This is a genomic window from Halobacterium bonnevillei (genome assembly GCF_009831555.1).
Lineage (GTDB): Archaea > Halobacteriota > Halobacteria > Halobacteriales > Halobacteriaceae > Halobacterium > Halobacterium bonnevillei.
This window is the reverse complement of record NZ_WUUU01000082.1, coordinates 1-13387: the sequence shown is the minus strand read 5'-3', so window position 1 is coordinate 13387 and position 13387 is coordinate 1. Positions and strand designations below refer to the sequence as shown.

Below are 13387 nucleotides of genomic sequence, written 5' to 3'. Positions count from 1 at the left end.
CGGCTGGGGGGAGCCCCCGGTCGACCCGCGTGGATGTACTTCGAGCGCGACGTCTGGAGCGAGAACCCGGCGTTCCCGGAGCCGTCGATTTCGTCGGCGACCGAACTGCTCCCGGGCGCGACACACGGCGAGGTCGTGTCTGCGGCGAACGACGTCGCCGCGGAGTTCGACGTGACGGACGCCGTCGCGCTGCGGGCCCCCCTGTCGCACCACGGAGCCGTTGTCGCGGGGGTCGTCGCACCGCTGGTCGCCGGCGCGTCCATCGTTCTTCCGCCCGACGGTGGAACCGGGACAATTGCGGTCAGCGAAGACGACGACGTGCCCGAGGGCTGCGTCCTGTCACCCGCCGACGCGTCACCCTGACAGTCATCGAGGCCGTCGGCGACGCGACAGGTTGACAGTCGCCGCCCCAGTCCTCGACGTGCGCCTTGCTCCGAGACGCGGACGCCGCCCGACGCGGCTCGCGTCCCCGTGAATGGGTACCAATCTCGCGGAACCGATATAATCCGGGGGGTGTATTTGCTGACATATGCCCGGAGCAGTCTTTCGTCGCGGCGACCGTGTCACCCTCCGCACGGTCGAACACGAGGACGCGGAGTTCCTCCAGCGCGGCCACAACGACCCTGACGTAGCGGTCCCGCTCGGCGTGAACATGCCAGAGAACGAATCGGAAGCCCAGGCGAGCATCGAGGACCACGAGGGCGACAACCTGAACGTCAGCCTGCTGGTGTGCCTCGAGGACGGGGGCGACCCGACGCCCATCGGGCAAGTGTACCTGATGGACCTCCACCACACCCGCCCGGAACTGTCGTACTGGCTCCTCCCGGAGTACCACGGCAACGGCTACGGCACGGAGGCAACCGAGGTGCTCGTGGACTACGCGTTCAACGCCCACGAAATCCGCGGCCTGCAGGCGCAGGCGTTCGCGCCGAACGACGGCTCGGTCGGCGTGCTGGAGAACCTCGGCTTCGAGCACGAGGGCACGCTGCGGGACGCACGGTTCCGCGACGGCGAGTACGTCGACGTGGTATGGTACGGCCTGCTCCGCGAGGAGTGGGAGGACGCGGAGGTGGACGACTGATGCCCGGTCCCATCGTCGAAACCACCGAGGACGTGACGCTGCGGACCGTGGAGCGCGAGGACGCCGCGTTCATTCAGCGGTTCTACACGGACCCGTGGGCGCGAGTGGGCCTCCACGCCACCAGCCACAAGAACGAGGCCGAGGTCGAGGAGACTATCGAGGAGGAGTTCGAGGACGACGGGAACGCCGCCTACCTCGTCTGCGCGGACGGCGAGGACGCGCCTTACGACCACCCGGACGACGAGGACACCACCCCGGTCGGGTTCGTGCTCGCGGTGCACGTCGACCGCGACCGGCCGAACATCGTCCACTGGGTCGCCCCGGAGTACCGCGGCGAGGGGTACGCCGAAGCCGGCCTCGAACTCGCCGTGGAGACCATCTTCCGGACGTACGACGTCCACTCGCTGTCGACGAACCCCGTGGACGGCGACGAGGCGACCCGCCAGCGCTACGAGTCGCTGGGGTTCGTCCACGAGGGCGCGAACCGCGAGATGGAGTTCGTCGAGGGCGAGTACCGAGACGTCCACCAGTACGGCCTGCTGCGCCGCGAGTGGGAGGCATAATGCCCGGACCACTCGTCGAAGCGGGGGACCGCGTCACCCTCCGCACGGTCGAACGCGAGGACGCCGAGTTCCTCCACCGCTCGAACACCGACCCCCGGATTCGCTGGTACCTCGGTTCGATCTACCCCGGCTCCAGAGCCGAGGAGGAGGAAGGCATCGAGCGGTGGATCGAGAGCGACAGCGTCGCTGCGTACCTGGCCTGCATCGACAGCGAGGACGCGCCCGCCGGCCACCCCGACGACGATGACACCACCCCAATCGGCTGTCTGACCGCGCGCCACGTCGACGGCGACCGGCCGTGGCTGGCGTACTGGCTCGTCCCCGAGTACCACGGCGAGGGCTACGGCACGGAGATGGTGCGACTCGCCGTCGACACCATCTTCCGGACGTACTCGGTCCACGGCGTCAGCGCGGGTGCCTACGGCTTCAACGAGGCGTCCCGCGGCCTCCTGGAGTCGCTGGGCTTCACCGAGGAGGCGCGCAGACGGGAAGCGCGGTTCATCGACGGCGAGTACTGCGACGAGCACCAGTACGGCGTCCTCCGAGCGGAGTGGGAGGCCGAACACGACGGCTTTCGGTCGGAGCGGGCCTGAGACGATGCCGGGGCCGGTCGTCGAACGCGGCGAGCGCGTCACGTTCCGCACGGTCGAGCGAGACGACACGGAGTTCCTCCAGCGGGCGACGACCGACCCCAGGATTCGGTTCCCGCTCGGGATGTTCCGCCACAGGAACCGCGCGCAGCGCCGGGAGCAACTGGAAGCACACGCCGAGAACGATGACGTGTACGCGTTCCTCGTCTGCCTGGACGGCGAGTCCGGGTCCGAGGCGGCTACGGACCCGACGGGCGGTGAAACCGCGAGCCACGACGCGACCGCCGGTCACCCCGACGAGGGGGAGACCACGCGAATCGGCGCTGTGAACGTCCACGGCGTCGACGGCGACCGAGCCTTCCTCTCCTACTGGCTGCTGCCGGCGTACCACGGCGAGGGGTACGGCGGCGAAGCCGCGGCGCTCGCCGTCGACTACACGTTCCGGACGACCAGCGTTCACGGGATGAGCGCGGGCGCCTACGACTTCAACGACGAGTCCCGCGGCCTCCTCCAGTCGCTGGGCTTCGAGGAAGACGTCCGCGTTCGAGAGACAAACTACGTCGACGGCGCGTACCACGACGCGTACACGTACAGCCTGTTGCGCCGCGAGTGGGCGGACTGATGCCCGGGCCGGTCGTCGAACGCGGGGACCGACTGACGTTCCGGACCGTCGAGCGAGACGACGCCGAGTTCCTCCAGCGAGCGAACACCGACCCGCGAATCCGGTGGTCGCTCGGCCTCACGGAACACGGGAATCTCGAAACGTGTCGCGAACGCATCGAACGCGACGCCGAGGGCGACGGGACGCACGGGTTCGTCGTCTGCCTGGACGGCGAGGCCGAGGCGACCACGGAACCGGCGAGCGGTGTCCCCGCGAGCCACGAGTCCCCCGCTGGCGACGAGACCGCCGCTGGCCACCCCGGTGAAGGTGACGCGACGCCGATCGGCGCGGCGTACGCGCGCGGCCTCGACGGCGACCGTGCGTGGCTCGCCTACTGGCTGCTGCCGGCCTACCAGTGCGAGGGGTACGGCCGGGAGCTCGGCGAACTCGTCGTCGACCACGCGTTCACCGCGAGCGCCGTCCACGGCGTCAGCGCCGCAGCGTTCGCGTTCAACGAGGCGTCCCGCGGCCTCCTGGCGTCGCTCGGGTTCACGGAGGACTGCTGCGAGCGCGAGGCGTACTACGGCCACGGGGGCCACCACGACATGTACGTCTACAGCCTCCTCCGCCGCGAGTGGAACGCAGTGAGAGGACAGTGACAGCAGCCGAGTCATCCCCCCGGGGACCGCCCGCCGGTGGTCGAAACGGCAACGTTTTTTGGGGCGTGCCGGTTCGGTGACGGCGATGCCGGAGACCGCGTCGGTAGCCCGCTGTGTGGTTCGCCGCAACGACGAGCTACTGGTCGAGGAGCGCGTCGACCCGCAGGCGGGTCGTCGGGACTACGCCCCACCCGGGCGGCGAATCCCCGAGGACAGCGACCCAGAAACGGCTGTCCGCGCGGAATTCGAGGACGTACTCGGCGTCACGCTCGGCGACCTCTCGGTGCTGGGGACGTTCGAGGACACCCTCCTCTACGAGGGCGACGTCGACGACGCCTGGCTGTACAGCGAGGAGGGGTTCACGCTCTACAACCCCGAGACCGGCGAGACGGACCGGCTCTGCTGGCTCCACCTCGACGACTTCCGGAAGTACGGCGAGACACTCCGGCCAGCGGGCCTGCTGGACGCGCTCTGAGCGCGAGACGGCGGATTCGGTCGCCGAGTTCTGCGGGATTATCTGGCGTCCTCGAGTTCGTCGATGGCCGCCGGGTTCTCGATGCTGGAGAGGTCGCCGACGTCCTCGCCGGTGTACGCGCCGGCGATGGCGCGCCGGATGATCTTCCCGGACTGCGTCTTCGGGAACGCTTCGACGAACAGCACCTCGCGGGGGCGGAACGGCTTCCCGAGTTCGTCGCCGACGTGCGCTCGCAGTTCCTCGCGCAGGTCGTCACCGGGTTCCGCGCCGTCCTCGAGGATGACGTACGCGACGACAGCTTCGCCCGTGGTTTCGTCGGGCACGCCGACCGCGGCGGCCTGGTTCACGTCCTCGTGGTCGATGAGCGCGCCCTCCACCTCGGCGGGGCCGACCTTGCGGCCCGCGACGTTGATGGCGTCGTCCGCGCGGCCGTGCAGGAACCAGAAGCCGTCCTCGTCCATCTGCGCCCAGTCGCCGTGGTTCCAGACGTCCTCGAAGCGACTCCAGTACTCCTCGAGGTAGCGTTCGTCGCCGCTCCACAGCGACTTCGTCATCGCCGGGTTCGAGGACCTGGCGACGAGGTAGCCGCGCTCGTGGGCGTCCCTGATGGAGTTGCCGTCCTCATCGACGACGTCGACGTCCATCCCGAGACCCGGCCCACCCAGCGTGCACGGTTTCAGCGGCTGGGTCGGCATCGGCATCAGGAAGCAGCCGAACACCTCGGTGCCGCCGCTGATGTTGATAATGGGCGTGTCGCCGCCGCCGACGTGCTCGTAGAACCACTCCCAGGACTCGGGGTCCCAGGGCTCGCCCGTCGACCCGAGCAGCCGGAGGCTAGAGAGGTCGTGGCCCTCGAGCCACTCGTCGCCGTACTTGCGGAGCGCGCGGATTGCGGTCGGCGAGATACCGAACTGGGTGACGCCGTGTCGGTCGATGAGTTCCCAGAACCGGTCGGGCTCGGGGTGGTCGGGCGCGCCCTCGTACATGACGACGGTGCCGCCGAACGCGTGGTTCCCGATGAGCGTCCACGGCCCCATCATCCAGCCGATGTCGGACACCCAGAAGAAGCGGTCGCCCGGTTTCTGGTCGAATCCGAAGTGGATCTCTTTGGCCGGTTGCACCAGCGCGCCGCCGTGCGTGTGCACGATGCCCTTCGGCTTCCCGGTGGTGCCCGAGGAATAGAGCAGCATGCAGGGGTCGCTGGCGTCCATCACGCGCGTCTCGAAGTCGTCGGCCTGGGTTTCGACGGCGTCGTGCCACCACTCGTCGCGTTTCGTCCACGTGAGCGTCTTGTCGTCGCTGTCCACGACGCCGAGGCGGTCGTAGACGATAGTGTGCTCGACGTGGCCTGCCTGGTCGATGGCGTCGTCGAGCGTGTCCTTCAGCAGAATTTCGTCGCCGCGGCGGTAGAAGCCGTCGCCCGTGAACACCACCGAGCACTCGCTGTCGCTGATGCGGGTGGCCGTCGCGTCGACGCCGAACCCCGAGAAGATGGGGACGGCGATTGCGCCGGCCTTGAAGATGCCGTAGAGGATGCTCTGGACCTCCGGCACCATCGGCATGTAGAGGCCGACGGTGTCGCCCTCGCCGACGCCGCGTTCGTCGAGCGCGTTCGCCACGCGGTTGGCCTGCTCGTGGAGTTCGTGGTAGGTCTGCTGGCGGACCTCGCCGTCCTCGCCCTCCCAGATGCAGGCGACGTGGTTCCGGGTGCCCGTCCCGACCCCGGCGTGCCGGTCGACCGTGTTGTGCGCGACGTTGAGTTTCGCGCCGGGATACCACTGCGTGAACTGCGGGCCGTCGCTGTCGTCGCGCACCTCGTCGAAGTCCTCGTGGAAGTCCAGTCCGAGGTAGTCCGGGAGTTCGCCCCAGAACCAGTCGAGGTCGCTGGTCGTGCGCTCGACGAGTTCGTCGTAGTCGTCGACGTCGTACGCCTGCATGAACTGCCAGACGTTCGTCGACTCGACGAACTCGTCGTCGGGCTGGTGGACGATTTTGTCGACTTCGTCGAGCGTATCCATGTGTCAACCCTCATCGGTTCGCGGCAAATGTGTTTCGCAGTGACGCGACACAGCGAGCGCGAGCCGAGGGGGAGGCGTGGACGCCGACGAGCGCCATCAAAACGGTTATTAAAATGACTAGCGTCGGTTCGTGAACGATGCCCTCCGCACCAGTTGACGGTCGGGCCGGGGTCACTACGATCGTGATAGCCGCGGCCGCCGTCGCTGTCGTCCTCGCTGTCGGCGTCTGGCTGGTCGCCGCGCCGGAAGCGCCGGCTGGCGACCACATCGGCGCGAACGCCAGCGGGGAGTTCGCAGCCATCGACGGCGTGGACGCGACGCGGCTCACTGTCGTGGAGCGCGGCGACGAGGTGAGCGAGACCGTCGTCGACGTGGCGCTCCGTCCGGGTACCGAGCAGCGCCGCGAGGTCCTCGTGAGTGGCGACCGACGGTACGAGCGGCGCGTGTCGAACGGGTCGACGCTGTGGCTGTACGACGAGGACGATCGCGTCGCCGAGCGCGTCCCCCTCTCGGAGACGCCCCCCGGGAAAACCACGCGCGGCGACCGCGTCGACCGCCTGTTCGCGGCGCTGAACGTAACCCGCCCGACGGCGCCGGCGGCCGCCGAATTGGACGCGTCGGTGTCCACGCTCCCCGTCGTCCCGCAGGCCGCCGTGGACGAGACAGTCGTTGCGAACGAGGGCCCCGATCTGGTCACCGTCCGATTCAACGGCACGGCAACAGTGGACGGCCGCGAGGTGTACGTGCTGCACGTCGAACCCGCCGAGTCGGCGGGGTACGAGCAGACGCTGTGGGTGGACGCTGAGACGTTCTTCCCCCTGAAACACCGCACCGCGTGGACCGACGACGGCACGCCGGTGTCGGTGACGACGTCGTACTCGAACGTCACGTTCGACCCCGGGCTGTCGGCGGAGACGTTCGCGTTCGACCCGCCGGCTGACGCGACGGTGGAGTCCGTGGACACGCCGAACACGCAGACGTTCGAGAGCGTGACCGCGCTCCGCGAGGAGGCACGCGCGCCCGTCCCCGACCCGGATCTCGGGGCGTCGTTCCGGTTGACGTACGCGACTGAGACGACCGGTCGGGTTCACGGCGCGGGCGTCCGGTACGCCAACGAGACGGCCCTCGTCACGGCGGCGACGTACAACCGGACGTTCGACGGCGACGGCGACCGCACGGCGACCGTCGGCGACCACGAGGCCGTCGTGGACGTCGGCGCCACCACGTCCGTGTCGTGGAACTGCGGCGACTACCGGTACACCGTCCGCGGGCAGGGCGTGTCGGCCGAGTTCCTCGTCGACCTCGCACGCACCGTCGAGTGCGGATAGGCCCACCGACGGCTGCCAGCGAGAGTGCAACTGAGTTTCTCCGAGGCGCACAGTGTCCAGACCCGGGCACCGCGACGACTGGCAACAGCGTGGGGTGTGCCAACGCTTTACTGGGGCTGTGTCGAAGCAGAACGCATGCGAGCTGCAGTCCTGGAGGCGTACGGGGAGCCACTCAGCATCGATGACGTCGACCGCCCGACTGCGGACCCGTCGAGCGTCGTCGTCGAAACCGAAGCCTGCGGCATCTGCCGCAGCGACTGGCACGCCTGGCAGGGAGACTGGGACTGGCTGGGCGCGCAGTCGCCGCCCGGCCAGATTCTCGGGCACGAACCCGCGGGCACCGTCGTCGCGGTCGGCGACGACGTCGACACCGTCAGCGTCGGCGACCGGGTCGCCGTCGTTCACGCTCGGCGACGGCACGTGCCCGCACTGCCAGCAGGGACTGGGGAACGTCTGCGAGAACGGCGTCCCGCTGGGCTTCACGCCGGTCGCGCAGGGCGCGTTCGCCGAGCAGTTCGCGGTCCCGTACGCGGACCAGAACGCGGTCGAACTCCCCGAGGGCGTCGACGCCACGGAGATGGCGGGGCTGGGCTGTCGGTTCACCACGGCATTCCACGGAGTCGCACACCGCGCGGACCTCGCGCCCGGCGACTGGGTGGCCGTCCACGGCTGTGGGGGCGTCGGCCTCTCCGCCGTCCACGTTGCGGACGCGCTCGGCGGCCGCGTGATTGCGGTCGACCTGGACGACGAGGCGCTCGAGTTCGCCCGCGACCTCGGCGCCGAAGTCACCGTTAACGCGAGCGGCGTCGACGACGTCCCGGGGAAATCAGGGACGTCACGGACGGCGGCGCGGACGTCGCCGTGGACGCCCTCGGCGTCGCCGAGACCTGCCGGAACGCCGTCAAGAGCCTCGGGACGCGCGGCCAGCACGTCCAGATCGGGCTCACCACCAGCGAGGAGCGCGGCGAAATCTCGCTCCCGACGGACGCGATGGTGATGGAGGAAATCGAATTCTACGGCTCGTACGGGATGCCGCCGTCGGACTACGGGGAACTGTTCAGCATGGTCGAAGCCGGGAAACTCGACCCCGGGAAGGTAGTCACGGAGACGGTCGGCCTCGAGGACGTCTCCGACCAGCTCGAACGCATGACCGACTTCGAGACGACCGGCATCCCCGTCGTGGATAGCTTCTGACGAGCCGCGCAGCAGGCCCGGGCGTCAGTTCCGGCGAGAGCTACGAGTAGTTCCGTTCGAGGACGGTGAGTCGGTCGTCGACGACGAGTTCCAGCGTGTCGCCGTCCACCGCCACCTCGACGGCGACCTCCCAGGGGTCCCGCGAGCGCACGGTGACCGAGCGGTCGGTCATCGCGAACTCCAGTTCCCACAGCGGCGTCTCGGTGACGTCGATGCCGCGCTCGAAACAGAACGAGACGAGGCCGGGGTCGTAGATGACCGCCGCGCCGACGCCGACGTACATCTGGCTGCCGCAGTGGCTACAGGACTGGTGGACGACCACCTCGCGTGGCTGCACGGGGTCGAACGGCGACGCCTCGCTGGTCATGAACTGCGTGTCCACGTCGTTCGCGCACATCGGGCAGACGTCGCGGTTGAACGCCAGGCGGCGGTGGCGGTTGAACTGGTCGATGCGGTGGAGCAGCCCGTCGACGTCGTCCGGGTCGAGCGTCGCCGGCGGCACGAGGATCAGGTCGTAGAGCGTCTCACAGCCCGGACACTGCACGGTGAACATGCCGTCGTCGTAGACGCCTTCGGCGGGATCGCCGCAGTAGTAGCAGTCGAAGCCGACGTCCAGGGGCCCGAACGAGTCGCGGTCCGAGAGCGTCCCGGCCTTGATCGTCCGGTACACCAGCGACCCTTCCGGTCGCAGACGGTAGCCGTCCTCGGTCTGGTCGACGTAGTAGTCCAGGAGCTGCTGGAGGTGGTAGTTGAACTGGCTGCTCACGACGTCGACGTCCACGGCGTCGTGGAGCTCCGAGAACGACAGAATCGGGCGCGCGCCCTCCTGGCCGCGCGCCTCGCCGAGCGCGCGGATGATCTCCGCGCGCGTCTCGTTGCCGACGAGCGCGAACGCCGCCTCGTCGTCGCCCTCCGGGAGCGTCGTCGATTCGCGGTCGGACCACCCGGGAATGATCTGGTCGGCGTCGCCGCTGTCCGCGTCACCCCGCTCGTCGGACGGCTCGTTCGAGTCCTCGGGCGGCATCGAACCGTGGTTTCGACTACGTGGAGTAAGGTCTTGCCCCGAGCGTCGACCCCCGGACTGCGGGGCGGCGACGGCGCCGTCCCGCAAACGCTTTTCCGGCCGCCGTTCAAGGGTACGATGTGATGTACGCCCGCGACGCGAAGAAACACGAGGAGGTGTGGTTACTGGACCGCCTCGACGAGTTCGGGTTCGAGGACCCGGCGTTCCGTTCGCGGGACTACGTGCTCGCCATCGACGAGGACACGAACGAGCGCGCGGGCTTCGCGCGACTGCGCGTGCACTCCGTCGACGCGGGCAAGGTCTGCGAGTTCACGAACATCGGCGTCCGGGAGGACTGGCGGGACCAGGGCGTCGGCGCCCACCTCCTAGAGTACCTCGTCGAGGACGCCCGCGACCAGGGCTTCGAGGAGGCGTACGCGCTCACCGACGAGGCCGACTACCTCGAACAGTTCGGGTTCGAACGCGTCCCCGAGAGCGACCTGCCGCCGCCGCTCCCGGATCGCCTCGACGCGACCCGGGAGTACCAGCCGGAGGCCGAACCCACACGCCTGGACTTCGCGGACTTCGAGATTCCCGCGCGACTCCGCGACCGGTTCGCGGAGAACGAGGACGACGAATCCGAACAGCCGGAGGAGGCCGCCGAGGACTTCGGCATCGACCCCGACTCCGCGACGTACAAGTACGACACCGGCGGGTCGTGAACGGCTCGCACACCGACTGAAGCCTTTTGTCGGTCGCTCGTATCCGTACTGACATGACGGAGTTCGTCACTCCGCCGCCCATGAAACCCGGCGACAGCGTCGCCGTGGTCGCGCCCTCCTCGGGCGGCGCACGCGACGCACCGCACCTCCTTGAACTCGCGCTGGACCGCCTCCGCGACCGCTTCGACCTCGAACCGGTCGTCTACCCGACCGCGCGACAGGGCACCGAGTTCCTCCTCGAGAACCCGCGTGCGCGGGCCGCCGACCTCCACGCGGCGTTCCGCGACCCAGGGATCTCGGGGGTGTTCGCGACCATCGGCGGGGCCGACCAGTTGCGCGTGCTGAAGCACCTCGACGGCGACGTCCTCCGCGAACACGCGACGCGGTTCTACGGCATGAGCGACAACTCGAACCTCGGGCTGTACCTCTGGAAACACGGCGTCGTCTCGTTCAACGGCGCGCAGCTCCTGAACGAGCTCGCGACCCCCGGAGGCGTCCCAGAGTACACCGAGCGGTACTGCCGGCGGGCCTTCTTCGAGGAGCCGGATGGGGAACTCGAGGTGAGCGACGAGTGGACCGACGAACCCAGTCACTGGTGGACGGACCCGAGCCTGCTCGGCGACCGGCCCGAGTACGAACCGAATCACGGGTGGCGGTGGGCGGGCGGCGACCGGTCGGTGACCGGGCGGCTGTGGGGTGGGTCGCGGTCCATCGTGGACTGGCACCTCGCGAGCGACCGGTTCCTCCCCGACCCCGAGCGCCTCGACGGCGCGGTGCTGTGCTTCGAGACGGCCGAGAACCTCCCGCGGCCCGGCGACGTCGCGACGAGCCTCATGGCCATGGGCGAACGAGGCCTCCTGGAGCGCTTCGACGGGGTGCTCGTCGGCCGCCCGCCGACCCGGAGTTTCGCGGCGGACCCGCCGGGCGGCGACCGGGACGCCTACCGCGAGCAGGTGTACGACCACGTCGCCGAGTGGGTCGGCCGGTACAACCCCGACGCGCCGGTCGTGATGGGGCTGGACTGGGGCCACACGAATCCGATTGCGCCGCTCCCGGTGGGACGGCGCGTCGAAATCGACCCCGAACGCGAACGCGTCGTCGTCCAGTAACGCCCACTGGGCCCCGGCGAGTATTCGGCGATGAAGCCCAGAGTGGTTGCGCGAACGTGCAACCATTAAGACGGAGAACCGCCTCCGTTCAGGCATGTACGACGAGGACGACCTCGCGGAGATACGCGACAGCCGCGAGGAGTGGGCCGAGGACACCCTCTCGCCCACCCTCGACCGGTTCGGGGAGCGCACCGACGAGTTCACCACGGACACCGGCGGGCAGACAGTCGAGCGCCTGTACACCCCCGAGGACGTGGCGGACCTCGACTACACCGAGGATCTCGGGTTCCCCGGCGAGGACCCCTACACCAGGGGCGTCTACCCGACGATGTACCGCGGCCGCCTCTGGACGATGCGCCAGTACGCGGGCTTCGGGACGCCCGAGGAGACCAACGAGCGCTTCCACTACCTGCTCGACCAGGGCCAGACCGGGCTCTCGATGGCGTTCGACCTCCCGACCCAGATGGGGTACGACTCCGACGCCACGATGGCGCAGGGCGAGGTCGGCAAGTCGGGCGTCGCCATCGACACGCTCCGGGATTTCGAGAAGGTGTTCGACGGCATCCCGCTGGACGAGGTGTCGACGTCGATGACCATCAACGCGCCCGCCGCCGTCCTCCTCGCGATGTACATCGCGGTCGGCGACAAGCAGGGCGTCGACCGCGAACAACTCCGCGGGACCATCCAGAACGACATCCTCAAGGAGTACATCGCGCGCAACACCTACATCTTCCCGCCGGAGCCGTCGATGCGCGTCATCACGGACATCTTCGAGTTCTGCGCCGACGAGACCCCGAAGTTCAACACCATCTCCATCTCCGGATACCACATCCGGGAGGCCGGCGCGACGGCCGCCCAGGAGATCGCGTTCACGCTCGGCGACGGCATCGAGTACGTGGAGACCGCCCTCGACGCCGGCCTCGACGTCGACGAGTTCGCGCCACAGCTCTCCTTTTTCTTCAACGCCCACAACAACATCCTCGAGGAGGTCGCGAAGTTCCGCGCCGCCCGCCGCATGTGGGCCAAAATAATGGAGGAGCGCTTCGACGCCCAGAACCCCAAATCGAAGCAACTCAAGTTCCACACGCAGACCGCGGGGTCGACGCTGACCGCCCAGCAGATCGACAACAACATCGTGCGCGTCGCCTACCAGGCGCTGGCCGCAGTGCTGGGCGGCACCCAGAGCCTCCACACGAACGGGAAAGACGAGGCGCTCTCGATCCCCACCGAGGACTCGGTGCGCACGGCGCTGCGCACCCAGCAGATTCTCGCCCATGAGTCCGGCGCCGCGGACACCATCGACCCGCTGGCCGGCTCGTACTACGTGGAGTCCCTCACCGACGACATCGAGGCCGAGGCCCGCGGAATCCTCGAGGACGTCGAGCAGCGCGGCGGGATGCGCCAGGCCGTCGAGGAGCAGTGGGTGCAGCGCCAGATCCAGGACGTGGCGTTCGAACGCCAGCAGGAGATCGAGGAGAAAGAACGCGTCATCGTCGGCGTCAACGAGTTCGAGGTCGACGACGAACCCGAGGTCGACATCGAGGAGGTCACCGCGGAGGACGAACGCCAGCAGGTCAGCGGCCTGGAGGACGTCAAGGACGACCGCGACGAGGCCGCCGTCGAGGCGGCGCTCGCGGACCTCGAGGACGCGGCCGCCAGCGACGAGAACGTGATGCCGTACATCGTCGACGCCGTGAAGGCGTACGCCAGCGTCGGCGAGATCTGTAACACGCTCCGCGACGTCTTCGGCGAACACCAGCCCGGCGCCGCGGTCTGAGCGAGCGCAGCGGCCGTCACTCGACTGGCCGCGACCACGACCACCCCCTGGTGTCGCTGCGTCGAGTTGTCGCTGCTGCGACGCCATCGCTTATGCGTCCGTGCCCCGAACGGACGGATATGGCCAGCGGCTGGACGTCCGTGTTTACATCCGCGCCTGACCAGTTAGCGAGTCCCTATGCGCCGACGGTTCCCGGGCAGTGAGGACGGACCGGGCCGTATAAATGGCCGACAGCCCGACGTCCAGGTATGCAACGCCGGGCGTTCC

General features: G+C 68.9%; 12 protein-coding genes and 2 pseudogenes. 12 read left to right on the top strand and 2 right to left on the bottom strand.

Features of this window, described 5'->3' with window-relative positions:
* The 7 genes and pseudogenes from GRX66_RS10915 to GRX66_RS10885 all read left to right on the top strand — a co-directional run.
* Positions 1–363 (top strand): annotated as a pseudogene (locus tag GRX66_RS10915) (hypothetical protein); the annotation flags it as partial.
* 166 nt (positions 364–529) lie between these two features.
* Positions 530–1081, top strand: coding sequence for a GNAT family N-acetyltransferase (locus GRX66_RS10910; RefSeq protein ID WP_159526589.1), 552 nt, complete (start codon positions 530–532; stop codon positions 1079–1081).
* Positions 1081–1644, top strand: a complete 564-nt coding sequence (locus tag GRX66_RS10905; RefSeq protein ID WP_159526588.1) for a GNAT family N-acetyltransferase — start codon at positions 1081–1083, stop codon at positions 1642–1644. Before GRX66_RS10910 ends, GRX66_RS10905 begins: the two co-directional genes overlap by 1 nt.
* Positions 1644–2237: a GNAT family N-acetyltransferase gene (locus GRX66_RS10900; RefSeq protein WP_159526587.1), complete on the top strand. Its 594-nt coding sequence runs from the start codon at positions 1644–1646 to the stop codon at positions 2235–2237. The genes GRX66_RS10905 and GRX66_RS10900 overlap by 1 nt, the downstream gene beginning before the upstream one ends.
* A 4-nt stretch (positions 2238–2241) precedes the next feature.
* Positions 2242–2856, top strand: a complete 615-nt coding sequence (locus GRX66_RS10895; RefSeq protein WP_159526586.1) for a GNAT family N-acetyltransferase — start codon at positions 2242–2244, stop codon at positions 2854–2856.
* The gene (locus GRX66_RS10890) at positions 2856–3494 is read left to right on the top strand and encodes a GNAT family N-acetyltransferase (protein WP_159526585.1); all 639 of its coding nucleotides are present in this window, start codon (positions 2856–2858) and stop codon (positions 3492–3494) included. Before GRX66_RS10895 ends, GRX66_RS10890 begins: the two co-directional genes overlap by 1 nt.
* Before the next feature lie 85 nt (positions 3495–3579).
* The gene (locus GRX66_RS10885) at positions 3580–3969 is read left to right on the top strand and encodes an NUDIX hydrolase (RefSeq protein WP_159526584.1); all 390 of its coding nucleotides are present in this window, start codon (positions 3580–3582) and stop codon (positions 3967–3969) included.
* 38 nt (positions 3970–4007) lie between these two features.
* Here GRX66_RS10885 and GRX66_RS10880 read toward each other — a convergent pair whose 3' ends face one another.
* On the bottom strand, positions 4008–5987 hold the full coding sequence (locus GRX66_RS10880; protein WP_159526583.1) for an AMP-binding protein: 1980 nt from the start codon (positions 5985–5987) through the stop codon (positions 4008–4010).
* Positions 5988–6124: 137 nt separating this feature from the next.
* Here GRX66_RS10880 and GRX66_RS10875 point away from each other — a divergent pair, with 137 nt between their 5' ends.
* Together GRX66_RS10875 and GRX66_RS10870 are read left to right on the top strand one after the other, a co-directional pair.
* Positions 6125–7315, top strand: coding sequence for a LolA family protein (locus GRX66_RS10875; RefSeq protein ID WP_159526582.1), 1191 nt, complete (start codon positions 6125–6127; stop codon positions 7313–7315).
* Positions 7316–7450: 135 nt separating this feature from the next.
* Positions 7451–8509 (top strand): annotated as a pseudogene (locus tag GRX66_RS10870) (zinc-dependent alcohol dehydrogenase family protein).
* A gap of 40 nt (positions 8510–8549) precedes the next feature.
* On the opposite strand, the gene GRX66_RS10865 reads toward GRX66_RS10870, so the two are convergent.
* Positions 8550–9533 carry a winged helix-turn-helix domain-containing protein gene (locus GRX66_RS10865; protein ID WP_201292989.1) on the bottom strand — a complete coding sequence of 328 codons (984 nt, stop codon included), beginning with the start codon at positions 9531–9533 and terminating at the stop codon, positions 8550–8552.
* 122 nt (positions 9534–9655) lie between these two features.
* Between GRX66_RS10865 and GRX66_RS10860 the strand changes: the two genes are divergently transcribed.
* The 3 genes from GRX66_RS10860 to GRX66_RS10850 all read left to right on the top strand — a co-directional run bounded on the left by GRX66_RS10860 (position 9656) and on the right by GRX66_RS10850 (position 13120).
* The gene (locus tag GRX66_RS10860) at positions 9656–10234 is read left to right on the top strand and encodes a GNAT family N-acetyltransferase (protein ID WP_159526581.1); all 579 of its coding nucleotides are present in this window, start codon (positions 9656–9658) and stop codon (positions 10232–10234) included.
* Between the two features lie 53 nt (positions 10235–10287).
* Positions 10288–11343 (top strand): S66 family peptidase, encoded by a 1056-nt coding sequence (locus GRX66_RS10855; protein ID WP_159526580.1) that lies wholly within the window; start codon positions 10288–10290, stop codon positions 11341–11343.
* A gap of 94 nt (positions 11344–11437) precedes the next feature.
* Positions 11438–13120 (top strand): acyl-CoA mutase large subunit family protein, encoded by a 1683-nt coding sequence (locus GRX66_RS10850; RefSeq protein ID WP_159526579.1) that lies wholly within the window; start codon positions 11438–11440, stop codon positions 13118–13120.
* Positions 13121–13387 lie beyond the last annotated feature (267 nt).